This is a genomic window from Arachnia propionica, assembly GCF_003932785.1.
Taxonomy (GTDB): domain Bacteria; phylum Actinomycetota; class Actinomycetes; order Propionibacteriales; family Propionibacteriaceae; genus Arachnia; species Arachnia propionica_B.
Window position 1 is genome coordinate 1 of record NZ_RQYT01000044.1, and the last position, 26,963, is coordinate 26,963.

At 69.2% G+C, this 26,963-nt stretch carries 21 protein-coding genes and 1 tRNA gene; 10 read left to right on the forward strand and 12 right to left on the reverse strand.

What is annotated here, in order from left to right; all coding sequences use genetic code 11:
* Positions 1 to 120: 120 nt before the first annotated feature.
* The 5 genes from EII35_RS13285 to EII35_RS13305 all read right to left on the reverse strand — a co-directional run bounded on the left by EII35_RS13285 (position 121) and on the right by EII35_RS13305 (position 5,760).
* Positions 121 to 531, reverse strand: a complete 411-nt coding sequence (locus EII35_RS13285; protein ID WP_125228950.1) for a hypothetical protein — start codon at positions 529 to 531, stop codon at positions 121 to 123.
* Positions 532 to 986: 455 nt separating this feature from the next.
* Positions 987 to 1,697 (reverse strand): response regulator transcription factor, encoded by a 711-nt coding sequence (locus EII35_RS13290; RefSeq protein ID WP_221739759.1) that lies wholly within the window; start codon positions 1,695 to 1,697, stop codon positions 987 to 989.
* Positions 1,698 to 1,759: 62 nt separating this feature from the next.
* Complete coding sequence (locus EII35_RS13295; protein WP_125228952.1) at positions 1,760 to 2,743, reverse strand: hypothetical protein; 984 nt, start codon at positions 2,741 to 2,743, stop codon at positions 1,760 to 1,762.
* A gap of 97 nt (positions 2,744 to 2,840) precedes the next feature.
* Positions 2,841 to 3,857, reverse strand: coding sequence for a hypothetical protein (locus EII35_RS13300; protein ID WP_125228953.1), 1,017 nt, complete (start codon positions 3,855 to 3,857; stop codon positions 2,841 to 2,843).
* Between the two features lie 172 nt (positions 3,858 to 4,029).
* Positions 4,030 to 5,760 (reverse strand): sensor histidine kinase, encoded by a 1,731-nt coding sequence (locus EII35_RS13305; RefSeq protein ID WP_185744339.1) that lies wholly within the window; start codon positions 5,758 to 5,760, stop codon positions 4,030 to 4,032.
* Between the two features lie 52 nt (positions 5,761 to 5,812).
* Between EII35_RS13305 and EII35_RS13310 the strand changes: the two genes are divergently transcribed.
* On the forward strand, positions 5,813 to 8,128 hold the full coding sequence (locus EII35_RS13310) for a DUF7824 domain-containing protein (RefSeq protein WP_125228955.1): 2,316 nt from the start codon (positions 5,813 to 5,815) through the stop codon (positions 8,126 to 8,128).
* An 11-nt stretch (positions 8,129 to 8,139) separates the two neighbouring features.
* Here EII35_RS13310 and EII35_RS13315 read toward each other — a convergent pair whose 3' ends face one another.
* On the reverse strand, positions 8,140 to 8,532 hold the full coding sequence (locus tag EII35_RS13315; RefSeq protein WP_125228956.1) for a type II toxin-antitoxin system VapC family toxin: 393 nt from the start codon (positions 8,530 to 8,532) through the stop codon (positions 8,140 to 8,142).
* Positions 8,529 to 8,756 carry a FitA-like ribbon-helix-helix domain-containing protein gene (locus EII35_RS13320; RefSeq protein ID WP_125228957.1) on the reverse strand — a complete coding sequence of 76 codons (228 nt, stop codon included), beginning with the start codon at positions 8,754 to 8,756 and terminating at the stop codon, positions 8,529 to 8,531. The genes EII35_RS13315 and EII35_RS13320 overlap by 4 nt, the downstream gene beginning before the upstream one ends.
* 88 nt (positions 8,757 to 8,844) lie before the next feature.
* Here EII35_RS13320 and EII35_RS13325 point away from each other — a divergent pair, with 88 nt between their 5' ends.
* On the forward strand, positions 8,845 to 9,048 hold the full coding sequence (locus EII35_RS13325; protein ID WP_125228958.1) for a CopG family transcriptional regulator: 204 nt from the start codon (positions 8,845 to 8,847) through the stop codon (positions 9,046 to 9,048).
* On the forward strand, positions 9,045 to 9,410 hold the full coding sequence (locus tag EII35_RS13330) for a type II toxin-antitoxin system death-on-curing family toxin (protein ID WP_125228959.1): 366 nt from the start codon (positions 9,045 to 9,047) through the stop codon (positions 9,408 to 9,410). Before EII35_RS13325 ends, EII35_RS13330 begins: the two co-directional genes overlap by 4 nt.
* 8 nt (positions 9,411 to 9,418) lie before the next feature.
* Here the strand turns inward: EII35_RS13330 and EII35_RS13335 are convergent, their stop codons facing one another.
* From EII35_RS13335 to EII35_RS13345, 3 genes are all read right to left on the reverse strand, one after another.
* Entirely contained in the window at positions 9,419 to 10,012 is a 594-nt protein-coding gene (locus EII35_RS13335) for a hypothetical protein (protein ID WP_125228960.1), read from the reverse strand.
* A 1,025-nt stretch (positions 10,013 to 11,037) separates the two neighbouring features.
* On the reverse strand, positions 11,038 to 11,961 hold the full coding sequence (locus tag EII35_RS13340) for an Abi family protein (RefSeq protein ID WP_125228961.1): 924 nt from the start codon (positions 11,959 to 11,961) through the stop codon (positions 11,038 to 11,040).
* Positions 11,962 to 12,105: 144 nt separating this feature from the next.
* The gene (locus EII35_RS13345) at positions 12,106 to 14,823 is read right to left on the reverse strand and encodes a hypothetical protein (RefSeq protein WP_125228962.1); all 2,718 of its coding nucleotides are present in this window, start codon (positions 14,821 to 14,823) and stop codon (positions 12,106 to 12,108) included.
* Positions 14,824 to 14,993: 170 nt separating this feature from the next.
* Between EII35_RS13345 and EII35_RS13350 the strand changes: the two genes are divergently transcribed.
* The 3 genes from EII35_RS13350 (at position 14,994) to EII35_RS13360 (ending at position 18,511) form a co-directional block, all read left to right on the forward strand.
* A complete protein-coding gene (locus EII35_RS13350; protein ID WP_125228963.1) occupies positions 14,994 to 15,542 on the forward strand; it encodes an NADAR family protein in 549 nt (182 codons plus the stop codon).
* A 65-nt stretch (positions 15,543 to 15,607) separates the two neighbouring features.
* Complete coding sequence (locus EII35_RS16000; protein WP_185744341.1) at positions 15,608 to 18,367, forward strand: hypothetical protein; 2,760 nt, start codon at positions 15,608 to 15,610, stop codon at positions 18,365 to 18,367.
* Positions 18,368 to 18,441: 74 nt separating this feature from the next.
* Positions 18,442 to 18,511: transfer RNA gene (locus EII35_RS13360), tRNA-OTHER, on the forward strand.
* Between the two features lie 63 nt (positions 18,512 to 18,574).
* Here the strand turns inward: EII35_RS13360 and EII35_RS16265 are convergent.
* Positions 18,575 to 19,696: a M23 family metallopeptidase gene (locus tag EII35_RS16265; RefSeq protein WP_221739760.1), complete on the reverse strand. Its 1,122-nt coding sequence runs from the start codon at positions 19,694 to 19,696 to the stop codon at positions 18,575 to 18,577.
* Between the two features lie 217 nt (positions 19,697 to 19,913).
* Between EII35_RS16265 and EII35_RS13375 the strand changes: the two genes are divergently transcribed.
* The 3 genes from EII35_RS13375 (at position 19,914) to EII35_RS13385 (ending at position 24,582) form a co-directional block, all read left to right on the forward strand.
* Positions 19,914 to 21,350, forward strand: coding sequence for a CCA tRNA nucleotidyltransferase (locus EII35_RS13375; RefSeq protein ID WP_125228964.1), 1,437 nt, complete (start codon positions 19,914 to 19,916; stop codon positions 21,348 to 21,350).
* 79 nt (positions 21,351 to 21,429) lie between these two features.
* Positions 21,430 to 23,229: a hypothetical protein gene (locus EII35_RS13380; RefSeq protein ID WP_125228965.1), complete on the forward strand. Its 1,800-nt coding sequence runs from the start codon at positions 21,430 to 21,432 to the stop codon at positions 23,227 to 23,229.
* A 105-nt stretch (positions 23,230 to 23,334) separates the two neighbouring features.
* Positions 23,335 to 24,582, forward strand: coding sequence for an ATP-binding protein (locus tag EII35_RS13385; RefSeq protein WP_125228966.1), 1,248 nt, complete (start codon positions 23,335 to 23,337; stop codon positions 24,580 to 24,582).
* A 9-nt stretch (positions 24,583 to 24,591) separates the two neighbouring features.
* Here the strand turns inward: EII35_RS13385 and EII35_RS13390 are convergent, their stop codons facing one another.
* The gene (locus EII35_RS13390; protein ID WP_125228967.1) at positions 24,592 to 25,488 is read right to left on the reverse strand and encodes an alpha/beta hydrolase; all 897 of its coding nucleotides are present in this window, start codon (positions 25,486 to 25,488) and stop codon (positions 24,592 to 24,594) included.
* Between the two features lie 196 nt (positions 25,489 to 25,684).
* On the opposite strand from EII35_RS13390, the gene EII35_RS13395 reads away from it, so the two are divergent.
* Positions 25,685 to 26,725, forward strand: coding sequence for a serine hydrolase domain-containing protein (locus EII35_RS13395; RefSeq protein ID WP_125228968.1), 1,041 nt, complete (start codon positions 25,685 to 25,687; stop codon positions 26,723 to 26,725).
* Positions 26,726 to 26,963: the final 238 nt, after the last annotated feature.

Below are 26,963 nucleotides of genomic sequence, written 5' to 3' on the forward strand. Positions count from 1 at the left end.
ATGGCTGGCCGGTTCACCACCTCGGCAACCTGCCACCAGCGAAGACTCCCTGACAGGAAGGCCTCCCACAACGCGGGGAACCGAAACCGAACATGGGGGAGGGCGCACGGATGGGCGAATCTACTGCGGTCGCCCCGGTGACCCCCTGGCTGTGTTGTCCTCCTTGAACGCACGATCCAGTGCGCTCTTCGTCGTCCGCCTTGCCATGAGGTCACCGTGCCGATCCTCACAACGATCCCCCACCCGTGCACCCTCCCGCACCGTCCCGATCCTCTCCAACGCCGCATCGGGGGAGATCTGAAGAATCCCACCCAGTTCGTGGGCGAGGAACTCACCCACCGACGGGGTACCGTCCCCGCCCGGCTCAAGGAACCCTTCAACAGCGTCCATCACCGCAGCGTCGTCGATCTCATAGAGTTCGGCGGCTTTCGCGATCCCAACCATGAGGGCCACCTCCGCCGCCCGGGCGTGGGCGTCGGCCTCCGCGATGGCGTGGTAGGCCTCGGTGAGGGTCGCGGGGAGGGGGTTCATGACCCCATTGTAATCGAATAGGTGTTCTAGCGCAAGGGGTTGGGGAGAACTTTTCCCTCGGTTTCTGTTGGTCGAGGCGGTCCCCGGAACGAAGTGGCGGGGGCCGTGTCGAGACCCGGTGCGGGTTCGCTGGGATGGTTGCGGAGGTCTCGACACGGACGGCTCGCGAGGCTCGCGGTCCGGCTCGACCAGCGGAGACAGCGCAACCCAAGCCTCAGTACGCGGTGCCGGAGGTCTCGACACGGGCCTACGGCCTCGGCTCGACCAGCGGAGAGAAGGCGACCCGGGCACCGCGACCGAGCCGAACCCATCAGCCTCCGCGAGAACGAGGAACCCAGACGTCTCCCCTGCCTCCAACGCCTCACCGCTGACCAGATCCAGCTCCCGGATCCGACCCGCCAGATTCATCGTCACCACACACGCGCAGCCATCCAGCACACACGACGAGACACTCGTCACCTCCGTGAGGTCGCCGCCGCCCTGGACTTCCTCGGGCTGGCCAGCTTGTAGCCCCGCCCCTTCACCGTGACCAGGTACTGCGGATGCGACGGGTCCTGCTCGATCTTGCGGCGCAGGTTCAACACGTGCATGTCGATGGTGCGTTCCAGGGCCGAGCTGTCGAAACCGGCGACCTCCTCCAGCAGGTGGGCACGGGTGAACACCCGGCCGGGATGCCTGGCCATCGTCACCAGCAGCGACATCTCCCGGCTCGTCAACGCGACGGTGGCGCCCCCGACCCTGACCTCGTAGCGATCCAGGTCGATGAGGATCGGCCCGACCTGCAGCACCTGCGCGACCTCCTGCGCCCCGGTTCGGCGCAGCACCGCCCTGACCCTCGCCATCACCTGGCGTGGGCTGTACGGCTTGGCGACGTAGTCGTCAGCGCCGAGGCTGAACCCCAGCAGCTGATCGGCCTCCGCCGCGCGTGCACTCAGCACGATGACGGGCACCCCGCCGAGCGCCTCCAGCTTCTGCATCACCTGCCATCCGTCCAGCCTCGGCATCATCACGTCGAGCAGCAGCAGATCGGGGCGGCACTGAGCGATGTTGCTCAGCGCGGCCGCACCGTCAGCGGCCAGCACCACACGATGTCCTTCGGCCTGCAGGTAGGCCTGGAGCAGATGGGCCTGTTTCGGATCGTCCTCAGCAACGAGAATTCGAGCCATGTGTGTCCCCTTCATGGAATCCGGGGTCCCGCCGTGGGGGGGATCGACGGGACCCCGGAAGATCAGTTGTCCCTCAGATACGCTTCCGAGAACTCGTCGACGGCCTCCATGACCGCCTCATCATTCATGTCGTAGTCGGCCAGCTTCAGGCCGTGCTGATTGCTCTTGACCTCGCACGCGAAGCCGCGCTCCCTGAGGTGGGCGGCCACCGCCTCCTCGTAGCGGTTGTGCTCCTCGACCAGCTCGGGGGTCCAGCCGTTCTTCTCCCACTCGAAGTCCTCGATCGCGAGGGAGATGTCGACATTCTTGAGGTCGGCGTCGATGGAGTAATGGTCGCCCAGCTGGATCACCTTGACCTCATGGCCCAGCGACCTCAGGTACTCGGCGAGCGCCTCGTTCTCAGCCTTCTCGGCCTCGGGGTCCGGCGGGGGCAGGTACTCCGGCTCGCCACCCTCCCGCGGCTCATCCAACTGGGGGCCGTACCAGAGCTCGAACGCCACCCGACGCACCTCGATCGGGTCACCCTGCGGGTCGGCGTACTTCACGCCGTACCGGTTGGTCCTGATCTCGACCTCGAAGTCCCGCTCCCGCAGGGCGGCGGCGAACTCCTCGACGAGCGCGTTGCACTTCTCGACCCGGGCCTGGGGCCACGGTTCACGCTCCCACGAGAACTCGTCGATGGCGATCTCCACATCGACGCCGCTGGCGTTCAGGGTGAAGTACTCTGTGCCCTCCTTCTCCTCGTACTCGGCCTCGTACCCGAGGGAGCGGAGGTGCTCGGCGAGGGCGGCGCCGTCCTTGGTGGCGTCATACCTCGATCGGTGCTGGCAGTCGATCATGGTCCACGTGCTGAAGTCCTCCTCCTCGGACGTGGCGGCAGTGGTCTCGACGACGGGGCTGGGCTCCGCCTGGACGCTGGCCGTCGGGCTCGGGGGTGGGGGCGTCGGCTCGTCGGCACTCGCGGAGTGGTTCCACAGCACCGGCAACATCGCCAACGCCGTCAACGCGCCCGCCCCAACCAGTACGACCTTCTTCTTGGGAGTCATCCGTGACCTCCTCCTGCTCTCATCCGAACTCTCCCCCACACGCTCGAGGAATCCGGGGTCCCGCCGTGGGGGGGGATCGACGGGACCCCGGAAGTATTCATCCGGCAGGGTCGTAGGAGTTCCAGAACTCCTCGGCCAACTGCTCCGCCTCGTCGCTGGACTCGTAGTCGGCGTACTTGAGGCCGTAACGGTTGGTCTTGATCTCACATGCGACACCGTGCTCGACGAGGTACGCCGCCAAGGCCTCGGTGTGCTTGTTGTAGTTCTCGATCTGCTCTGGCTCCATCGCGAGTTCATCCCACTCGAACTCCTCCTTGGCCATGAGCACGTCGACGTCGTCGAGGTTCGCGTCCAGCCAGGGACCGAAGTCCGACTCGCCGACCTTCGCCTCCAACCCCTTCGAGTTCAGGTACTCGACGAGGGCCTCCAGCTTGGTCCGCTCCTCAGCCATCTCCTCGGCCGTGGGGATGATCGTGTGCTGGCCGTTCTCGTCGATCTTCACCCGCCCCTTGGCCGCCAGGAACTCCCACTTGACATCCTCGAGGTCACCCCCGGAGCTGAAGGAGATCTCCTTGTGGAACTTCACGCCGTTCTCGGTGGCGTGGACCTCGACCTCGGCGCCGCGCTCCCGGAGGAAGGCGGCGAACTCCTCGACGCCCGCGTTGTGGCTGTCGATCCTGGCCTGGGACCAGGACTCCTCCTGCGATATCCGCTGCCAGTAGTACTCCCGGAGTGCGGCCTCCGCGCCCTCACCCTCGGTGCTGAAGGTGAATCCGGTCTCGAGGCCCTTCTCCTTCTCCCGCAGTTCGGCCTTGATACCCCGCTCGTTCAGGAAGGCGGCGAGCTTCTCGGCCTCCTCCCGGTTGCGGTAGTCCCGCCTCATGCCCATCGGGTCCGCGATGGCCACGTAGTCGGGCTCCGGCACCTCCTCGACGACGGGGGTCGGACTCGGCTCGACGACGGGGCTCGGCGTCACGCTGACATCGACGACGGGGCTGGGGGTGACGCCCGGCGTGGCCGTCGCCCCAGTGGAGTGCACCCAGACGATCGGGACCATGGCCACGACGGCGACGGCGGCCACCCCGGCCACCACCGCGCGGATCCTGCTGCTCATACTCTGACCTCCTCGGCTCGTCCCCTTCACCCTTCACGTTCAATGTCAAGGCCGGATCAAGATCCCGTCAGCGCCGCGTCAGATTCCTGCCGCAACCTTCCGGCGGGGCCTCCACTCACCGCCATGAGAACGCTCTCACAAACCACTCTGCCATGGCTGTGTCAAGATTCGGTCAAGAACTGGTCGACGTGGGCAACTCGATGGTGAAGGCCGTCCCCACCCCCAGCGTGGAGGCGACGCCGATGGTGCCACCCTGGGCCCGGATGAGGGTCTCGGAGATCGCCAGACCCAGACCGATGCGGCCCCCGTCGCGATGCCGGCTGGAGTCGGCCCGCCAGAACCGTTCGAAGATGTGGGGAAGGTGCTCCGGATGGATGCCCTCCCCCGTGTCGACGACCTCAAGCCGCACCGTCGCGGGCAGCGCCGACATCCGCACCGTGACGACGCCCCCGGCCGGGGTGTGGTGGATCGCGTTGGACAACAGGTTCGCCAGGACCTGCCGCAGCCGGGTCTCGTCGCCCAGCACCCGCTGGCATCGTGAACCCTCGACGGCCAGCTCCACCCCCGCGGCCGTCGCGATGGGGGTGTGGGCGGCCACCGTCGCCGCAACCACCTCGCCGAGGTCCACCTCGGCCCGGCTGATCGGCAGGCTGCCCGAGTCAGCCAGGGCCAGCTCCCTCAGGTCGGTGATGAGGCGTTGCAGATGGGCGGCCTCCTCGGCCAGGGACGCGATCACCTCCGGGCTCGGCTCGTAGACGCCATCCTGGATGGCCTCCAGGCCGCCGCCGATGGTGACCATGGGATTTCCGAGTTCGTGGGCGATGTCGGCGATGAGCTGGCGACGCGCCTTCTCGCTGCGATCCAAGGACTCAGCCATCGAGTTGAAGGTCTCCGCCAACTGCCCGATCTCGCTGCGATCCGACACGTCGACGCGGACGTCCAGGTCCCCTTCACCGAGCCGGTTCGCAGCCGACGTGAGGGTCCGCAGGGGGCGCACGATCCGGGTGGCGAGCATCACCCCGGCCACCCCGGCGACGGCGATGATGCAGGTCACGATGAGGGCGGTCACCGGCGTCGCGAGGCCCTCCAGGCTGAGGGGATTGCCCCCCTGGGAGCCGAGATGAAGCTGCACGGGTGGCGCGGAAACGCTGTCGCGGTGCTGGTCGATGCAATCGTTCAGGGCCTCCGGGATACGCCGGTCCGCGACGTCGACGATGGCGAAATCCCGGTTCTCCCGGTTGACCCAGCCGGCCTCGACGAGGGTTGGCCGCACGCAGGACTCGAGCCACTCCATGGTGAGCCCCATCTCGGTGCTGGAACGGGGCAGCGGCTGTTTGACGGGGAGCAGGCAGTGGAGCACGTCTGACCAGAGCTCGTCCGGGACAGGGACCAGGAACGTGAGGTCCGCCTCATCCGCGGATGCATCGGTCTCGAAGGGCAGCCCCTGCGGTGACAGGCAGGCCTCGATGGCCTCCAGCCGTTTGGCGAGGGCCTCAGGGGTGTTGCGGTCGATGGTCTCGACCTTCGGGACGTCCGCCGTCCTCGTCCACGGGTTGAGCGGGTCGATGACGACGTCGGGGGTGAGCCGCAGCTCCCCGGAGTCCAGGCCACGCAGCTCGTCGGAGTCGACGAAGATGCCCTCGTCGGTTCCGAGGGCGATCCGTCGGTCGTATCGGATGGACAGGTCCTTCACCAACGGCGCGACGTCGTCCCAGGTCGCGTGGTGGGAGGCGTGGTCCAGCAACGCCTGGTAGATGTCGGTGTCGCGCCGAAGGGACTGGGCGGTCTCCTGTCGGGTGGCCCGCTGCACCGCCAACGACACCATGACGGCGGTGAGCACCACCGAGGTGATGACCACCAGGGCGGTCAGGGCGACGATCCGCATCCGCAGGGTCCGAAACACGCACTCAGCCTTCCACATGCATAGACTCTGGGCCACTGAGAAGGGAGAACCCATGGCCAGCTGGCCCTTTGAACGTCACCTGGAGCTCGCCGCGCACCGCTGCGTGGCCGACATGGTCGAGGCCGTCGCCGCCCTGCCCGCCGACGAGCGGGAGGCCGCGACGAAGGGGGCGGGCCGGGCCGTGACCCGGATGGCGAAGGAGGCGACGGACCGCTCCCAGTTCGTGGCCGCCATCAGGCTGGCGGTCGTGCTGGGGGTCACCCCGTCGCAGTTCCTGAAGCTGCTGGGCCCGTCGGGGACGTGGCTGCTGTCGGACCTCCTCGACGGCGACGAACGCGAGCCCTTCGTGCGAGCGAACATGGCTCTCGGCCCCGACTGGGCGGCCGAGCTGATCGAGCGGTGCCCCCGCCGGGTCGACGGCGGTCTGGTGGATCTGCTGCTGGAGCTGGTCGTCGCGCACGACCTCCCGATGCCCGCGCTGCCGTCGGTGTGGGAGATGTGGGTGAATGTCGATGCGCTGTCACTCCCCCGCCCCGGGTGCCGGTGGGTCGAGCAGTTCCTCGCCGCGTGCGCCGCCCCGGACGTCTTCGCGCAGTACCAGGCCGACAAGGACTGGCACCGGGAGCAGGTCGCGCAGGGGATCGCCGAGGTCCGGGCCACGGAGCAGGTCGACGACGACGCCCTGGCCGCCGCGCTCGTCGGCATCATCGAGCGCGGGGATCGGCCGGGCGCCCAGCGGGCCGCCCTGCACTGGGCCGAGGCCCTGGGGGTGTCGCTGGTCACCGACCCGGACCGGATCATCACGGCCCTGCCCCTGGCCGACGGCACGGTGGTCAAGGCCGTGCTTCCCGAGCTGCTCACCCCGGACCTGCCCGCCGCGCAGCTGGATGCGCTCGCCGTCGCCCTGCTACCCCGCAAGGAGAAGGGCAACCGGCGTGCGGTGCTGAAGGCCCTGGACCGGCTGGAGTCCCCTTCTCAGGAACTCCGCGAGACCTTGGCCCAACTGACCGGCAACCCCGATGCGACCACCGCGAAACTCACCACCGGCCTTCTCGAACGCTGGGGGGATGTCGCAGGACCCAGCACGTTGGGGTTGTGGCGCGATCCCACCCTGCCTGAGCCCGCCGCCCTGGGACTCGGGCAGGTGCTCGACGAGCCGTCGGCCCGGGAGCTGGTGGCCCGACTGGACAACGCACGCGAACCCGACCCGGACCTCCACGAGGAGGCCCTGGCCAGCCTCGTCCTCACCGGGCGGGAGATCGGGGCGGAGGCCACGCGGGCGCTGTTCTCGTCGATGGGACCGATGGGGCCGGCGGATCTGCTCAGGCAGTGCCTGTACGCGTGGGCGACCGGCAGGCCGCCGAAACTCAAGACCATCCCGCTGAGCGAGCTGGTGGCGCGCCGCTACCGCGAGGTGCTCGACGGTGTGGGCACGCTGCCGTGCGTGCTGTCGACCCCCACCCACGAGGGGCTGCGCATCGACGGCGAGGTGCTCGCCGCGCGGCTGATCGCCCACCGCGAGGCTGGGGTGGAGCCGTCGCCCGCCGATCTGCTGGTGGCGCTGAGCCGCGTCGTCGGGGAGTTGCCGGAGGTGGATCAGGACGGCGCGGCCGCGGCCGCCGTCGCCGCGTGGCGGGAGCGGCCGGTCGAGGCGGCCCGGCTGGACTTCCGGCCCTCGACCACCATCGCCGATCCCTCCCGTCGGATGATCCTCGAGGGGCAGGAGCCCGCGGGGGCGAAGGAGCTGGGCATCGACGACGGCTGGACGCGGCCCTTCAGCGGAACCCGCGTCGAGGGCCAGGGCTGGGAGCTCGCGATCCGGCTGCTGCCCGCCTGCCCGGCCCGTCCGGCCGTGGGGGTGCTGGGCACGCTGGCCTTCTCCAGCACCCCGCCGGTGGCTCGGCTGGCGGAGGTCATCGACGCGGCGCGCCCCGTCGATGCGGTGACCGCGTTCGCGGCGCTGGCGCTGGCGGGAAGGGGCTCCGCTGGTCAGCTGCCGCCGCTCGCCGCGTCGCTGCTGCAGGCGTGGGATGAGGGCAGGCTGACCCCGCAGACGCTCCACGACGCGTGGGACGACATCTGGATCCACGAGTGGGATCCGGGCCGGGCGAAGGTCGCGGCGCTGCTGACGCTGCTCGCCGAGGAGGGGGCGCTGCAGCTGGTGTGGCCGCTGCTGGTGCGGATCGCGGAACAGCTGGCCGGGACCCCGAAACTGCCGCGGGACACGGGCGCGGTGCTGGAGGTGCTGGCCCACCGGCTGCCGGAGGTCCGGGACCCGGTCGACCTGCCGAACATCCGGGCGCTCGCGGCATCGAAGGGCACGTCGAAGGCGCACCGCCTGGCCCGGGACATCGTCGCGAAGCTCTGACGGGGTCGCGCTCAGCCGCCCGGCGGGGCCACATGCACCGTGGCGCGATGGCCGGGGGCGGTCAGCTTCGCATCGCAGGTCACCAGGGGAACCGCCAGCGCCTCGGCCAGCGCGAGGTAGCTGGCGTCATAGGCCGTGAACTGGTGCCGCAGCGCCCAGATGCGATCCGCGAGAGGCTCGATGTCGTAGCGCAGGATCTGCAGGTCGGCGAAGGCATGGCGCGCAGCGTCGAGCATCTCCGCCGCGACGAGGCCCGACAGGCCCAGGCCACGCAATGCGGAGAGGACCTCGAGGTCGAGGGCGACGGGCGCCGCCAGCTCATCCGCGACGGCGGACAGCAGCTCGGGGCTGACATCGCGACCGACCAGGACCTCGACCATGGCCGAGACATCGATCACGATCACCGTCGCCCCGCCGTCACCGCCGCCAGGATCTCGTCACGGCTGACGCCGTGCTCACGATCCATTCGGCGCAGCCGCTCAGCGATCTCGGCATTCGGAACCCGAGCGGCCACCCTGGCCAGCTCCGCGTTGACGAAGGCGGACAGGGACTGACCCTGCGCAGCGGCGCGTTCCTTCAACGCCTCGGCGACGTCGGCGGGAACATCCCTGATGTACAAGGTCGGCATGAAGAAATGCTATCACTTTGCAAGCATGGCTCCGGATGTCCTCGCGCCTCGAACCGAGCTGGCGATACCACAGTGATACCATCCAGCCATGGCGATGACACTCAGACTGACCCCTGAGGATGAGGCGATTCTGGCCCAGCTGGCCGAGGAGGACGGCATCAGCCGTCATGAGGCGACGATCCGCGCCATCCGGGAGACCTCCGCCCGGCGCGGCCATGAGCGCTCCGTTGCGGCCCTGTCCGCCAAGGCCCGCGCCCGATACGCCGACCTCCTCGACCGGCTGGGTCGGTGACCACCCATCTCGACCTGGAGGACCTCCTCCACCTCGTCACCGACCTCGACGTCGGCCCGATCCGTGACCTCGGACTCCTCGAGGCCGCTGCCAGGCGACCCCGAACCCGGCTGTGGGGTCAGGAGGCCTACCCGACCCTGCACCTGAAGGCGGCCGCCCTGCTCGACTCGCTGGTCCGCAACCACCCCCTGGTCGACGGGAACAAGAGGCTGGGTTGGCTCGCCACCGTCGTGTTCCTCGGACTGAACGACGTACACCTCGACGCCCTCGACGACGACGCCTTCGAGTTGGTCATGTCCATCGCCCGAGGCGAGGACCGCGACCTCGACGAGGTGGCAGAGCTCCTTTCCCGCTGGGACTGAGCCGACGATCAGCTGCCGTGGACCCCGCCACGGGCCTCCTCGGCGGCCGTGATGAGGTGCAGGACCCCACGGAAGGTCTCGCGATGTCCCGCATCCGGCATGTGCCGCGCGAGGATCGCCTCGACGCGAGCCACGAACCGCTCCGAGTGCGGGTAGCCCTCCTCGTCGAGGTCCGGGTGATCCCCGGGCTCGCTCTCCAACTCGACGATGTCAGCGACGGCCCCCAGGAAGGATGAAAGGCGGGGCGCGATCCAGTACTCCTCGCCGTCGCCTGGACGGCGACACAGCACGCGCCCGGACGGGATGTGGACGAACAGCGTCGAGTCATCGACGAGGGTCGCGAAGGGGACGCACGCCGGCTGCTCCCATCCGTCGGCGAGGGCCTCGCAGTCGATGACGGGGTGGAAGGTGACGAACACCGGATCACCCACCCGGCAGAACCACTTTCCCTGCCGGATGTGGCGGTAGTACTCGCCGAGCTCGCCCCAGTCGTCGGCGGGCAACGACGGCGCCGGGGGGAAGGACTGTGGCTCGGCCGAGTAGCTCACATCTTTGTCGACGGCGTAGTGGGCTGCGACGCGTTGCAGCAGGTCATGGTCCATGGGCTCCTCCTTTGACAGGGTCGGGGCTCCAGTCTGCTCCCACCGCCGTCAAGCGGCATCCTGCGCCGTCTTCACGGTTTCGCCCTGTTTCACCTGTGTTGGCGCGGGTTCGCCTGTCTTGATGCCGATTCGCCTGCCATTTCAGCGGCTCGCCTGTCTTGTTTGACAGGCGAATTGAAAGAAGGCAGGCGTTTCCAACTCAAGGCAGGCGAATCAGCGTACTGAGGAGGCCGACGGGAGGGAGCGAGGGGCAGGAGGGGGTGACTGGAGGATGGGGTGGTCACGAATCGCCGCTTTCCTTCGATGGGATCGCGATGTCAACGCTGCCATGGAAGCAGAACGGCGATTCGTGACCGTGTTTCGCCTGTTTTGTTTCGGTTTGCCCGCCCTGGCCCGGGAGGTCCATTCAGGCAGCAGCGAAGCACCTGTGCAGATCCACTTTGACCGCTTGCCTGAACACTCCTCCCACTCAACCAGTAGTAGTTCAGACGCTTCAAGGTGTTGTTCACGCCCTTCTTCTCCGCTGCTCACACCGGACCGCGTGCGTCAGCGCGCTGTCCGTGTCGAGACTCCTGGCACACGGTGCTGGAACTCGAGTTGAGTGGGAATCCCACGGGGTCTCGACACGGGTCCTCCGCAGGCTCCGGCCCCGGCTCGACCAGCGGCGAGGAGGGCGACGCCGACACCCAAAAAAGCAGCCGCCTGAGCCCCATGAATTACGCCGTGTGTAAGAGGGCGCGCGGATAGGCGAAATCTACTGCGGCCGCCCCGGTGACCCCCTGGCAGCGTTGTCCTCCTCGAACGCACCATCCAGTGCGCTCCTCGTCGTCCGCCTTGCCCAGAGGCCACCGTGACGACCCTCGTCACGATCCCCCTATCCGCGCACCCTCTAACTCACGCCGTTGTCCACGGCGTAGTGGGGCGACGAAGCATTGCAGCAGGTGCTGGCCCATGGATTCCTCCTTCGACGATGTCGGGGGGCTCCAGTCTGGCCGAAGAATCTCACAGCTCCGTCCTGTGCCACCTCAGTCACTACGCCACAACGGCCCACAGTCCCTCTCCCAATTGGCTGGTGCTCCCGTATGTGTGACGGGGACCACCCGATTCCCCGGGAAGGATTTCAGCACCGCTGGGAGCAACCGGGGGTTGCCAACCTCCAGTTTTCCCATCAAGTACTGAATCAACGTGAGCTGACCGAAGGTCCTGTCCCACGAGGTGCGCACCGCGTCGAGATCCGCTCGCTCCTGACCTGAAGGCGGCGGTAGTTTGGGGGTGATGGCATGAACTCGGTTGAAGAACCGCCCGTGGTGAGCGCAGACGTTGCGTACAAGGTTCAGCGCCTTGAGCCAGCTACCCAGTTGGGGAGCACTCAAGTGGCATGTCTTGGCAACCACGTCTTGTGTGCGTCGCGGGGCAAAACTGTACAACTGGGTGAGGCTCCCCCAGTCGAGCACCTCAACTGCCACCCAAACCGGCAGCCTACTTTCATACCGTTCCACATGGTGCCTGACGAACTCCTCCCGAGAGTGCTCCACCTCAAGCTGGTACCGGTCCAACCACTTGGAGTACTTGTCTCCCACCCGGGCCTGGGGACCAAGCAACGACGGCATGTGATGGATGCACGGGTCGATACGGCCCAACTCATGGCCGATCAGTGCGCGAACGGCCAGCTCGATGGGCGCCAAGGCAGCGAAGGTGGCCGCTCTCAATCGAGCGTCGAACTCATAGAGCTTTACGACATCGCAGAACCGTGTTCCCGGGAAGAACTCATCCAGCCGCTTACCACCCGATAGCTTCCGGAAGGGATACCAGTATCCGCTCAGCCGGTAGTAGTTCAGACGCTTCAGAATCTCAGCTGCTGATTCCCGGTCTCCCATGTCCATGCCACGATCCTCGAGGATCTGCACTTGGTCGGCATACGACTTGTAGGCCTTGACGTCGTTGTCCATGAAACCTTCTGAGAAATGAGGACCGGCCCTGGACCCCTGAGGGGCGGAACCGGTCTTGGTGCCCCCAGTCTACAGCACAGCGTTGCACCATGCCACCGCTCCAGGACCCCAGCACACCCTCACCAGGTCTCGACGCTCGGGCGCTCAGCGCCCTCTGCTCGACCAACGATCGATGATCTCCCGCGCGACCCGGTGGGCCTTCGTCGTGCCCTTGGATGCGGCCAGTGCTGCGATGTTCGGCAGCAGGGCGGCACCCGGCACCTCCGGCAGGTAGGACAGCAGCGTCTCCAGGACCGAGCCCGTCGACGCGGGTCGTCGGGCGGCCCCGGCGAGGGACTCCGCGACGGCGACGAGCAACGGCCACGCCAGGGCCAGCCCACCCGCGTCGGCGATCATCGCGGCCATCGCGGCGACCCGGCTCGGGTTGAGCACCCAGTGCTCGGCGAGCGGCGACGACCACGCCTCGGCCAGGTCCGAAGGCGCGAGGCGGCCCTCGTCCCAAGCCGTCAGCAGGGCGTCCGCGACGGCGTCGGGGCGCGGGATCTGCGAGACCGTCGCCAGCGCCACGAAACAGAGCAGCGGATCGAGATGGGCCGCCACCTGCATCACCGCCAGCAGCGGCTCGCGCGGCGGGGCGCCGTTGTCGACGAGTTGCAGCAGCTGCACGCTCGGGCGCGACGTGGCGAACGGCAGCAGCTGCAGCGTCCACGGCCGCGACAGCCGTTTCGGCTGGTAGGCCTGCGACCACGCCGAACTGACCCCGAGCATCCCGTGCCCCGGGGCGGGCGCCCCCAGGATCTCCAGCTGCGGGCGACTCCCCCGCGCCCATCCGATGACGGGTTTGCGTGCCGCAGGGTGGGTGCGGATCTCCGCCGGGGGCTGGGGTTGCCGCCACACCTCCAGCACCTCCACCAGGCCCCGCTGCCTGCCGAGGATGGGCGAATCGAGGTGGGAGAGGTCGTCCGGCGCCGTCTTCGGGTCGAGCCGCCCGAGCGCCACCGCCACGTCCACCGGCCCCACCGCGACCCCGGCCTCGCGGTGGCGGGCGACGCGTTCCGCGAGCTCCTCCCATCCCAGCAGCATCCGTTCGTGACTGGGTGTCGAGAGCAGGCAGGGGATCTCGCCGAGCCGCCCCAGCGCCTCGGTCAGTCGCAGCGTCGCCAACCGGGCGAGCGCGTCGGGACGCCCCTGGTCGGAGTTGTCCCGGGTGCCGAACAGCTCCGCCACCTCGTCGACGGTGCTGGTCCGGGTGAGGCGGTGCAGCTCCGGCAGGCCGTCGATGTGGGCGACGGCGACGACCGCGGCCAGCCAGCGTTCCAGCCCCACCGGGGTGAGCTGGTCGGGGCCCTGGACGCGGTTGTCCGGGCCTGCCGGCCAGCCGCCACCAACCAGATCGAGGGGGTTCAGAGCCGGGTCGAGGCCCCGCAGCTGGCCCCATGCGCTCCACTCCGGCTCGTCCGGGCGCGTCCAGGCAAGGGCCTCGGCCGGGGTCCCGGCGGGGTCGCGCCAGAGTCCGACGGGGCCGGACTCCTCGACGCCGTCGCCCCAGCGGATCAGGAGGTCGCGGGCGAGGTCCCGGCACGCGGTGTCCTTGTCCTCGGCCAGTGTCCGCACCGCCTCGAGGACCCCGACCGGCACCGCATCCAGCCGCGACAAGGCCTTCAGCACCTTGCGGCGCGGGGTGACGGCACGGCGGGGAAGCACCTCCTGGGCCAGGTGGGCCAGCTCGTCGTCGTCGAGATGACCGAGAAGGTGGTCGACGGCAAGACGCACGACGGCGTCGTCGGCCCCGGGCAGGACCGTCAGGAGTTCCGTGTGCAGGCCGGGCAGCTCGTCGGTGAGGTCGAGCTCCTTCAGCCAGTGGACCACCGAGCGTTGCGCCTCGCTCCGCTCGCCGCGTCGCACCGGCTCCAGCAGGGCCAGGGCCACGTCCCATCGCTGATGGGCCGCGATGACGGCGGGTCCGCTGAACAGTGGCCGCCCGGAGAAGGTTCCCGGCACCCGGGACGCGGCGATGACCCACTGGGCGAGGTTCGGGGCGGCTGGGGTGAGCGAGTTCGCCCAGGCGACCCAGAACCCCGCCGCCGTCGGCAGTGGCAGGTCGAAGCGGGTGATGAGGGCGCAGAGGTCGCCGAGATGGAGGCGGGCGGCCTCGCCCCGGCTGGCGAGATCCACGAACTCGGCCGCGAAGTCCGGGCCCCGGGCGGTGACAGCCGCGAGGAGCTGACCCCGCGGCGGCGGGTACCCCCAGCGGGCGAAGGTGAGGGCCTCTGCCGCCTCCCGGGCGGTGCCGCCGTCCTCGCAGACGAGAATGGCCCCGAGACCCCCCAGCAGATGGCGCCAGGTCGAGTGCCCCGGCGTCGTCGTGACCTGCTTGAGCACCTCACGGGCCCGGACCCGGTCCTCCTCCGGCAGCCGGGCCAGGATTTCGGCGACGGCGTGGTGCCATTGGTTCTCATCCACGCCGCGTGGCCGCAGTCTCCCGAGCCAGGACGGGATGTCGTCGCGCCTGGGCAGCCCGACGGCGTCGGCGAGGTCGTCCAGGAGCGGGCCGCAGAGTTCGACATCGACGGGGCTGGTCGCGGCGATGAGCGACTCGGCCCAGGCCCGCCCCCGCCCTGCCCAGTGGTCGATGAGGGCCCGGCGCGCCTGGTCGTCGGCCAGCAGCTCCGCCACGACCTGCTGGTGGAGGGGTCCCAGCACCAGCGCAGGGTCGTCCTCCAGCACGACGAGCAGTGCCGTGCGCGGGCAGTCGGCGCGGCCACCGTCGCGCCAGAGGTCACGCAGGGCGGTGCGTTCGTCGTCGGCGAGGGCGGCCAGGTCGGCGACGAGCCGGGTTGCGGAGGGTGCCCGCCTGGCCATCCGGCAGAGGCTCTTCACGGTGTGTTGCAACGGTGACCCCTTGGGTTGGGTTTCTGCTGAGACATGACACGTTTCGTTGAGGATACCGACGATGGCCCCTTGTCCTGGCCTGGTCGGATACTCCAGTAACCATATATACTGTCACTCCAACATTATTTATTGGAGGTCCCATGTACAGCATCGAATGGCTCCGCCGCGAGTGCGCCCGGAAGCAGAGCTTCAAGTACCTCTTCTTCTGGGGCCACCAGCCGAGCCCGAGCGGCGAGATCACCGCCAGCTGCCTCAGCCAGTGGTGGTCGTCGCGGTTCGAGATCGACGGCGTCACCTACCGCTCCGCCGAGCAGTGGATGATGGCCAGCAAGGCCCGCCTGTTCGGCGACGACGAGATGCTCCAGCGGATCCTCGACTCCCGCCACCCCGACCAGGCGAAGAAGCTCGGCCGCCAGGTCCGGGGCTTCGACGAGGCCACCTGGCGGGAGCACCGGGTCCGGCTCGTCACCGAGGGCAACGTCGCGAAGTTCTCCCAGGACGAGGCCCTGGGGCGGTTCCTCATCGGAACTGGGAGCCGGGTCCTGGTCGAGGCGAGCCCCCGGGACCGCATCTGGGGCATCGGGATGTCCGCGAAGAACGAGCAGGTCACGAACCCGGAGAACTGGCGCGGCCTCAATCTCCTGGGCTTCGCCCTCATGGCGGCCCGGGACGAGCTGCGGGCCTCCTGATTCCTGTCAGCCCGGGCCGATACCCTCGCCGTTGACGACAACACCGTGCCAGGAGGACCCGGACCATGGATGACGTGGTGAACCTCGCGACGCGAGCCGCATCGAGCGCTGCCCTCGCCGAGACGCTCCAGTCCCTCGATCCCGAGCGGCACGCCGCACTCGAGGAACTGTGGCGCCGCCACCACCGTGACCTGCGCAGGCGGCTCGTCGACGTCGGAGCCCTGAGCCGCCTGGCCATGGTCGCCGCAACCCTTGACGACGAACCGGAGCTGCTGCTCACCGAGCTCGACGGCAAGGTCCTGCGGAGCCTCATCCACGACGATGCCGCCCTCGACCACGTCGCCGTCGCCTGCGCTCGACGCGACCGCGAGTGGTGCGAACGCCTGCTCGACCTCGCCGCCCGGGACGACGCCGTGGCGAGTCAGTTGTGGTCGGTCACGAGCCGCATCGCGACAGCCGCCGGGCTGCCGCAGCCGAGCGGCCTCGGGGCGTGGCTGGGTCGGTTCCGACCACCCCGCTCCGGCAAGGGTCGCGCCCTGTTCCAGCACATCGTCGCCGACCTCGCCGGCCTCACGCCCTCGGAACGGAGGTCGGCAGTGGCCGCACTGAAAAGGGCACTCACCGGCCGGGCGTATGAACGGTGGCGCGAGCCCCTCGACGGCTGGGCCGTCCCGCTCATGCTGGAGATCGGCGGCACCCCCGCCCAGGTCGTCCACACCATGGGGGCGACCTGGTGGGGGAGGCTGGAGGCCCGGGACCACGTCCTGCAGCAGCTGCTGACCCGCGACGGGGCATTCGTCCGGGATGTCGTCGACGCGGCCCTGGCCATGCCCCGAGTCGCCGCGCAGGTGGAGGTGCTCCTCCCCCTCCTCGACTCCCTCGACCTGCCGGTCCCGGACAACCCCGCATACCTGGCGGCCTGGCTGGAGCGCCACGGCGATCCCCGCCCCGGCATCCGCTGGCAGGAGCATCTCCTCGCCGCCTGCCGGGTCCCGGACACCGTCGCACTGCTGCCGGAACCCCAGGAACACATGCGGCCCAACCTGCTCCGGCTTCGCACCGCCGAACCCCTCGCCGAGGACGCCGTCGCCCTGGCCCTCCTCGGCGTCTGGGAGCAGGGCGCCCGCCAGGCCGCGCAGCGCCGGGCCTGGCAGTGGCTGACGGAACTGGATCTCGTCGACGCCCTCCGCGCCCATCCGGGCCGGGTCGTCGATGTCATCGCCCACGCGGAGGGCAGCGTCGCGAAGCATCTCGTCGCGTGGCTGCTGGCCGAGCCTCTCGACGACGATCGGCTCACCGCCCTCTCGCACAGCGTGCTGGCCCGCCCGGAGAAGGGGCTCCGCCGCCAGGTGCTGGGCCTGCTCGATCGCATCGCGTCACCCACCGCGGAGCTCGTCGCCACCGTCACCCCGCTGACCACCGATTCCGACGCGACCACCGCCGGTCTCGCCACGGCGCTGCTGGCCCGATGGGACCAGGCCCCCGCCCCCGTCGAGCAGCTCGGCCTGTGGCGGGAGCCCACCCTGACCCCGCCGAAAGCCCTCGCCGAGTTCGACCCCGCGCATCTCGTCGTCGATCCCCCGACCTGGCTGGAGCTGGCAGCCACCGCCCGTCACCCGTTCGGGTCGGCGGTTGACAAGGAGCGTGCCCTGGCGGCCCTCGTCGCGACGGCGCACACCCGCGGCCTCGACGGCATGGCCGAGTACGTGACAGACACCACCGGAGTCAGCCTGCGCGTCGCCCTGATCCGCCAGTTCGGCATGTGGGAGGCCGCCAAGCGGGCCCGTACGGATCGGCTCGACGGACTGCTCCACCGCCGCACCGGCGACCTGGGGTTGCGCCTCGGGGAGATCCCCTGCGTGCTGTCGGCACCTTCGCACACTGTGCTAGGGCTCTCCTGGCAGGCGCTGGCCGCCCGCGTCGAGGCGTACCGACGATCCGGACAGGCGGCGCTGGCCTCAGATGTGGCCGTGGCGCTCGGACGACTCGACCGCGACCGGATCCCGGACGACCTCTCCCCCTTCCTGCTTCCCATCGACGGTTGTCAGGCCACGCTCGACGAGGTGCTGGCGGCTTGGCGTGACCACCCGCCGACACCCCTGGCGGTCACATTGCTCCCTCCCCCCTCGCGGCCGCTGAGCGGCTGGGGAACCGCGACGCGCGCCACCCTTGAGATCTCCGGGGACGAGCCGGGCGGTTTCGACCTGCTCGGCATCGTCTCGCCGTGGAACGCGCAATTCCGCCCCAACGAGTACACGGCCGTCTGGGAACGGGCGCTGCTGCCGCGCTTCGCGTCCCGCGGGGCTGCGGCCCTCCTGCGCGAGCTGGAAGGGGTCGACGCGCCCCCGGTCGCGGCCCAGTTCGCGGCCCTCGCCGAGGCCGCGACCCCCTTCGACCCCCTCACGACGTTCACGGCGCTGGTGTTCGCCAACGACGTGGCCGCGAAGGAGCGGGAACCCTTGGCCACGGCTCTTCTGGACGCCTGGGACGACGGCCGCCTGAGGGCCGAGGACCTCGCCACCGCGTGGGCGTCCCCGTGGCGGCGAGGCTGGCCCATCTCGGCGGCGAAGCTGACGACACTGTGCCGGATGGTCGCGGAGGCCGCTGGGCTGGCCCTGGTGTGGCCGCTGCTGACGCGGATGGCCGAGGAACTCGCCGCTGAGTCCCCGGTTCCCGCCAGCGCGTCGGCCACTCTCGAAGCGGTGCTGGCCCTCCTGCCGGAGGTGCCCGGCCCGGTCCGGTTGCCCGCGGTCGCCGCACTGGCGGCACGCAAGGGCTCTTCGAAGGCCGTCAGGGTCGCCCGGCAGATCGTCGCAGCCACATGACGATTCAAGATTGGACAAGCATTTTTGACGGAAAGGCTGACACGGTGACGAAGGTGCCGTTACCATCGTCATGACGGCGTGTAGCTCATCGGAAGAGCGCCGGGCTCGGACCCGGAGGAGCGGGATCAACACCTGCCACGCCGGCTGAGCGACGGGCAGTCGTGGCGTGTCAGGGGACGGCACTCCCGACTGCCCGTTGTCGTGTCGTCAGGACGACGATTCCGCCTCCGCGGCGCTGCTGGGGCTGGCCGGTTCGCTGCCGCTCCCTGTCGGCGCGGAGGGCTCGGACTCGGTCGGTGCCGTCGTCGAACGCGAGGGGCTCGGGGTCGACGGGCTGGGCGAGGGGACCGTGCTGCTCTCGGCCGGGCTGCTCGGCGGAGTGGACGTGGTCACCGGGGCGCTGGGTGTGGTCCGGGTCGGGGCGGGGGCGGTCGAGGAGGGCGCGCTGCTCGTCGTCGGGGTACCCGGCGCGGGTGCGGTCGTCGGGGTGCCGCTCGGCGCCGTGGTGGTACCGGCGGGCTGCGACGGGGATCCGGGGATCGGCACGCTGCTGGGCGCGGCGGCGAAGGAGGCGTCGACGGCCGGGGTGCCGTTCAGCCACGCCTCGGGGTTCTGGAACTGCCCGTCGACGATGACCTCGAAGTGGAGGTGGCAGCCGGTGGAGTAGCCGGTGGAGCCGACCCGGCCCACGCCCTGGTGGGTGGTGACCTCCTGGCCGACGGTGACCGCGATGCTGGAGAGGTGGTTGTAGGTGGTCACGACGTGGTGGCCGGCGATGCGGCCGTGGTCGATGCGTACCTGCACCCCGTTGCCCCCGGCCCACCCGGTCCGGGTGACCCTGCCCGGCGCGGCAGCGCCGACGGGGGCACCGCAGGGGGCGCCGAAGTCCAGGCCGGAGTGGAGCTTGTGGTAGCCGAGGACGGGGTGCAGACGCATGCCGAATCGGGATGTGATCGGGCCACGCACCGGCTGGGACAACAGCCGTCCGGTGTCCGCGTCGATGGTTCCGATGCTCTCGGTGGCGATGGCGCTCGGGCTGGTGAGGACGGTGGTGTCCTCGCCGGGTGCCTGCGGGTCGGGGGCGAGGGGGAGCGGATCCCCGGCCTCGGTCATCGGGAGGGCGCCCAACCGCAGGATCGACCCGTCGCCGAGGCCGCGGCTGGTGCGGGCGTCGGGGTCGCGCGGCTCCCAGCTGTGCGCGACGGAGGGGGTCTGCTGCGGGATGGCGCGCAGCTCGGGCTCGGTGGTCATCAGGGCGAGGCTCATCGCCCCACCGACGAACACCACGGCGGAGACGGCCGCGACGAGCGGCCGGAACTGCTTCAGCACAAGACCCCCACTTCTTGCGTCATCCGAAAGTTTGACAAGTCTAACGCACGGAGGGGTCATCGGGGCCAGTTCCTGAACATTTCCAACGACCACCCCTATTTACCCAACGATTTCCTAGTGTTATTGTTGGTCGTGCGGGGGGCCCGGGGTCACAGGGAAGCCACGGGCCCCCCCGCGCCACATCTCCCCCGGCAGAGAGGCTGGGTAAACTTCGCCCGTGCCTGACCTGACCCAAGCCCAGCGGAACGCCGTCGCCGAGTTGCTGCGCAGCTCTGGCGTGATCGGCGAACTCGGCCGCCACTTCGAGGCCGCCGGTCACCAGCTGTACCTCGTCGGCGGCTCGGTGCGCGACGCCCTCCTCGGCCGCCTCGGCAGCGACCTCGACTTCACCACCTCCGCCCGCCCCGACGACACCCACGCCATCCTCAAGCAGTTCACCCCGACGACGTGGGACATCGGGAAGGACTTCGGCACCATCGGGGCCCTCAAGCGCGACGGCGACACCGAGTGGCAGATCGAGGTCACCACGTTCCGCGCCGACGCGTACGAGCCGGATTCCCGCAAACCCGTCGTCGCCCTGGGGGATTCCATCGAGGAGGACCTCGTCCGCCGTGACTTTACCGTCAACGCCATGGCCGTCGACGTCATCCGCGGCCGATTCGTCGATCCGTGGGGCGGCCTCGACCACCTGGCCGACGGCGTACTGCGCACCCCCGCCGCCCCCGAGGTGAGCTTCGGCGACGATCCGCTCCGGATGATGCGGGCCGCGCGGTTCGCCTCCAGGCTCGGATTCAGCGTCGCCCCGGAGGTCGTGGCGGCGATGAAGGCAATGGCAGGTCGCATCGAGATCGTCTCGGCGGAGCGGGTGCAGGCGGAACTCACGGGGCTGCTCCTGACCGATTCGCCCCGGGAGGGCCTGGACCTGCTGGTGCGCACCGGCATCGCGGACCACATCCTGCCGGAGCTGCCCGCGATGCGGCTGGAACGCGACGAGCACATGCGCCACAAGGACGTCTACGAGCACTCGCTGACGGTGCTGGACCAGGCCATCGAGCTGGAGAAGGCCCGCGGCCACGAGCCGGACATCGTCAACCGGTTGGCGGCGCTGCTGCACGACATCGGCAAACCGGCGACCCGTCGTTTCGAGGGCGGGAAGGTCACCTTCCACCATCACGACGTCGTCGGGGCGAAGATGGCGAAGAAGCGGCTGAAGGAGCTGAAGTTCCCCTCCGCCACGGTCAAGTCGGTGACGCGGCTCGTCGAGCTGCACCTGCGGTTCCACGGGTACGGAGACGGCGGCTGGACCGACTCGGCGGTGCGCCGCTACGTGCGCGACGCAGGCGAGGAGCTGGAGCGCCTGCACATCCTCACCCGCGCGGACTGCACGACCCGGAACCGCAACAAGGCGACGCGGCTGCGTCGCGCCTACGAGGAACTCGAGTGGCGCATCGACGAGTTGGCGGCCCAGGAGGAGCTCAAGGCGCTCCGGCCGCACCTCGACGGGGCGCAGATCATGGAGGTCCTGGGGATTGGCCCGGGCCCGACGGTGGGGAAGGCGTACAAGTTCCTGCTGGAGCACCGGACCGAGCACGGCCCGATCCCGGAGGACGAGGCGAAGGCGCTGCTCCTGAAGTGGTGGGAGACGGAGAACTGACCAAAGGAACGACCCACCCGCCGAACATCGGCTCCCCGTTTCCCTCCCTGACCAGCGCGAACATCGGCACAGTTGTGCCATGACAATCCGCAGCGGCCCCGAACTGACCGTCACCTGGCGCTGGGTCCGCCCCCTGCTGTGGGGCGCCCACACGGCGCTGTGGACCTCGGCCATCACCATGGTCGCGCTGTCCTTGACCTCATCCTCGGGAGAGGTCGCCCGGACCGTCATGATCACCCTGTGGGCGTGGCTCGTCGTCGCCGCAGTGCCCGCGGCCGTGCTGCTGTTCCTCGAGTGGCGGACCATCCTCACCGGCTCCTCGCGACGAGCCATCATGCTGCTCGCGGGTGTGGCACCCCTCATCCGCTGCGATGTGGTGATCGACTGGGTCAGGAACACTCCGGCCGTCGGCGACTCCCCGCTTCTCCTCGCCGCACCGGCCGCCCCCGTCCGGATCAGCATCGCCGTGGGGTGCCTGGCGGCGTCCTCCCTTGTCCTGGCCACGATCTCCCTTCTCCGGGAACGCGGCTGGGCCCCGGTCCCTCCCCGCCCCTCCGCGATGCGAGTGGTCGCGGCCGTGCTGAGCGGGGTCCTGATCGTCGGCTACGGCGTCACCCAGGCCCACGACCTCGTCAGAGAGGCACTGACCCCGGTCAGGATCACCACCGCACCGGCCCCGGACACCCTGCCGCCGATGACCCCGACCCGCGACTTCTCCCAGCTCACCGGGGAGCCCGCGTGGGTGTTCCGTGCCCCGGACCTCAGGCGCCCCTACGAGGTGCACGTCGGCGCCCGGGGCCCCATCGTCGCCGACGAGGACACCGTCATCGGGCTCGACGGCGCCACCGGTCGGCGGCTGTGGAGCTTCGAACGCAAGGAAGCGCACCTCGTCACACTGAGGAACAACCTCAAGAACAAGTCCCGGGTCCTGGTCTCCCCCGACGGCAGGTCGGTGGTCGTCCAGACCTGTTTCACGACGACCAGCACGCAGTGGCGGCCCGACGCCGAGTCCATGCCGATGCTCACCGTCATCGACGCCGTGACCGGGAACCCACGATTCACCCTCACCTCGGACGACCTGCCCAAGGAACTGCATCTCACATGCCACCTGGAACCGGTCGTGCTGACGGATCACGTCCTGGTGATCTGGACCCACGCCTACGACCTCGTCACGGGGACCAAACGGTGGGAGCTTCCCGAGGAGAATCCCCCCATCGAAGGACCCCAGGGCTCCAGCCATGTGATCGTCCTGAGCTCGCCGGCGGGTCCGCGACAGAGGAACTGCCCAGCGTGTGACGACAGCCCGGTCACGGTCCTCTCCGACGAGGACCTGAGTCAGACACAGCGGATCGTCCCCATCAAGTCCCTTGCCTCCGAGGAGGACATCATCAGGGGCTGGCTCCTCACCCATGACGCCGCCACGAACAGCGCCGTGTGGCTGAACGTCGACACCCTGCAGCGCATCCCCATCGGACAGGAGGAAGGGGAATCCGGAAGCGGAATCTGGCGCGCTCCGGACACCGCGCTCGTGGAGGCGAGCGAGGCCAAGGTGCTACCCGACGGCTCCGAGAGGAGGGTCTACCACGTCCTCGACCCCTGGACGGGGGAGGCGGGCACCGTCACCGCCCCACACCGGGGCACGATCTTCGGTCCCGTCGGTGTCGGGGTGTGGTTCGACGTCGAGGACGACGGCAGCCGCCTCCGGCTGCTCGACCCGGACGGGTCCCTCATCGGCACCCCCTTCACACCCGCCGCTCCACCCGGGGTTGACTGGAAGGTCCAGGACTACAGCCGCACCCACCACGGTCTGGTGGTGGGCTTCTCCTGGCCGCGACGGGGCGACATCGAGACCACCGCAGCCATCGCCATGTACCGCTGACCACGACCAGCGAAACTGCCATTTCCGCTCAGCGAAACTACCGTTTTTGTCCAGCGAAACTACTGTTTCTGTCCAGCGAAACTACCGTCATCGTAGACTCGGGGCATGGAGATCATCCCTCGACACATCCTCGGACACGGGCGGGAACTGCTGGCGAACTTCCCCGTCGTCGTGATCCAGGGTGCTCGTCAGGTGGGCAAGAGCACCCTGGCCAACCTCCTCGTCGAAAAAGGCCCGGGCATTCAGGTCACCCTCGACGACACGGCCACCCTGGCCGCGTTGCGTCATGACCCCGACACCTTTCTGACCCAAGCAGGCGACGGCACGCTTGTCATCGACGAGGCACAACTGGACCCCGAACTCCCCAGGGCCATCAAGAAACTGGTTGACCGGGATCGTCGTCCCGGCCGGTTCCTGCTCACCGGCTCCGCCAACCTCCTCCGCACCCGATCCGCCACCGATTCCTTGGCGGGCCGGGCCGTCACCCTGAGGCTCCGTGGCCTCAGCCAGGGTGAGATCCACCACCAGCACGATGACTTCGTCACCGCTCTCCTCGAGTCATCCGCGCCGGCATCCATCACCACGGAACTCACACGCCTCGACTACATCCAAGCGCTGTCCACCGGCGGATTCCCGGAGATGCAGCGTCGGCTCAACACGCGTATGACCCGGGCTTGGCTCAGCTCCTACCTGGAGCGCATCCTCGACAGGGATGCGCCTCTCGTCTCACGGGGGTCGGCAACGGAGCGTCTGGCCACTCTGACCCGGCTGCTCGCCGCCGCCCAAGGCGAGGAGCTGGTCAAGGCCCGCCTCGCCGAGCAGGCTTCCATCCCCCAGGGCACGATCACCGGATACCTCGACGCGCTGGAGGCCATCTTTCTCACCGAGAAGCTGAAGCCCTGGACCGCCAACCTCACCACGCGGGAGATCGGGAGACCCAAGATCAGCATCAGCGATCCCGCGCTGGCCCTCCGGCTGGCGGAAACCCCACCCAGCCAACTCGCCTCCCTGAGATCGGAGGTCTTCGGACATCACCTCGAGGCCTTCGTGGTCTCCGAACTACTGAAACAGCAGGGCTGGAGCGAGACCGAGTTCACCCTCAGCCACTTCCGCGACCGCAACGGCCTCGAGGTGGACATCGTGATCGAGCTCGCCGACGGCAGCGTCATCGCCGTCGAGGTGAAGGCGTCGGCGTCCCACCGTCCCGATCACTTCCGCAACCTGCTCAAACTGGAGGAACTGCTGGGGGCTCGGTTCCGCCGCGGCGTCGTCCTCAACACCGCGCCCGGTGGTTTCCAGTTCAGTCGCACCTGCGTCGCGCTACCCGTCGCCGCACTGTGGGAGCTGACCTGAGGACATCGTTCAGGCGAATCCGCCCGCGAGGCGGACCGTCGCGTCGACGAAGTCCCCCAGCCCCGGCTCCTCGACCGGGAAGTGGCCGCAGCCGCGGAGCATCACCACCGAGCTCGGGGCTCTCAGCCGCCGCACCACTCGCATGCTCAACTCGACCGGCGTCCACCGGTCCCGTCCAGGATGGAGCAGCACGACGGGGACGTCCACCCGCTCCGGCCCGACGTGCCGGTACCGCAGGTAGGAGGCGAGGAAACCGAGCGGGACCCGGGCCCCTCCTCCCCGGGGATCGACGGTGCAGAGCCTCGTCAGCCCGGGGTCGTGGCTCATCCGGCCGAGGTTGGCGACCCAGCTCATCGGGATCATCGTCGTCGCAAGTCTGCCCCGGGCCAGCCACGACAACGGCCCGCCCAGGACCCCGAGCGGCCCGAAACGGGTGAGCCGGGCGCGAACCCGGACGTCCCGCGGGTCGACGAGGCAGGTCGCGGCAACGGCGGACACCTCGGGACGGTGAGCTGCGACCTCCAGCGCCACCATGCCCCCGATGCTGGCACCGAGCAGGACCAGGGGTCGGCCGTCGTGCTCGGCCTCGACGAGGTCACCGACCAGCCGGATCCAGTGGTCGTATCGCACCCGCTTCGGATGGGGGCTGATGGTTCGTCCGTAGAGCGGCAGGTCGACGGCGGTGACGTCGAGGCCCTGATCCGCCAGCAGCGCGGCGAGCGGCCACAGGGCCCCGCTGTGCCCACCGGCGCCGTGGATGAGGAGCACCCTCGGCGCCCCCTCCCGACGGGCCCGGGCGAGGTGCACCCGGTGCCCCTGCCAGGACCACCAGTCCTCCTCCGGCCCCCTCCCCGCGACCTCCCGTCGCGCAGGCGGCAGGAAGGCGACGTACGGGTTGCTGTCCATGACGCTGACTGTAACCGAATCCACCACCTTGACCTCCCTCCTGCAGGCCACGTGTAACCAGCACCCAGCTCAGTGACAGAAGTCACGACACAGGGCATGACATCTCACCGAAAAGATCCGGAATCCTGCCGGGGATGCCGCATTCCAGCCGGGACACCTGCCAGATTGGGTACCACTCGATCAGACAGGAGACCTGATGGATGCATCCGATGTCGACGCAGCACTGTCAGCGCATCTGACCAGGCAGTCACGGAAGTGGCGGCCACAGGTCGCCGTTCGCGCACCCGGCCTGGGCATGGACCACCACTACGGACCGGCGGACCTGCCATGCCATTCGGCGAGCACCGGAAAACTGGCGACCACGGCACTGGTCATGCAGCTCGTCGAGCAGGGAGAGCTGCGCCTCGGCACCCCCGTCGTCTCGATCCTCGAGCCGGATCGGTTGCAAGGAATCTTCCGGGACGACCGACGCGATGAGGTCACCGTCGAGCAGCTGCTGACCCACACCTCCGGAGCGAACGACTACCTCAACGGCCCCACGACCGGCCCGACGATCGCTGAGCTCGCCACGTCTGAGCGTGATCGACGGTGGCACCCCGAGGATCTGCTCGACCATGCCCGGAACAACCAGCGGCCCATCGACGCCCCGGGCGAGAGGTTCTTCTACAGCGACAACGGTTTCATCGTGCTGGGGCTCATCCTCGAAGCCGTCACCGCCACTCCGTTCTCCCGCCTCATCCATGACCGGATCCTCGACCCGCTGGGCATGACCCGCAGCTTCATGCCGAGACGAACGACACCTGCCTTCGGCAGCGACCGGATCGCCCCGTTGCACCTCGGCAGGGTGCGCGTCGACGACGCGGAGTCCCTGACCATCGACTGGGCTGGTGGCGGGCTGGCCGCCACCCCGTCGGACCATCTGACCCTCATCAATGCGCTGCACACGGGCCGTCTCATCAGCCCGGAGTCGTGGGCGTGGATGACCAGAGCGCGACACCGGTACCGCAGCGGCCTGTACTACGGGGCCGGGGCGATGGAGGTGCGGATCGAGGGACTGGCACCGTGGCTGCGGGGCTGGCCACGTCCCGTCGGGCACCTCGGGATCACCGCCGCGCACCTGTGGCACGTGCCGGAACTCGACGCGGAGATCGTCATCAACTTCAGCGATTCCAGGGCGATGCGCGCCAGTTTCATCACCCTCATCGAGATCATCAGGCTGCTGCGCAGGCTCCGCTGACACCACCCATATCGCCATTGGGAAGGGCTTTTCCTGAGGATCCGGCGTGCCTGACGGAGCTGCCGAATAGAGTGGAAACGTGGATGCACCCAGGAACACCCCGAACTCGACGTACCGGCTGCAGCTGACCGCCGACTTCACGTTCAACGACGCCGTCGTCCAGCTGCCCTACCTGAAGGACCTGGGCATCACCCACCTGTTCTGCTCCCCCATCCTCCAGGCCGCCCCCGGCTCCACC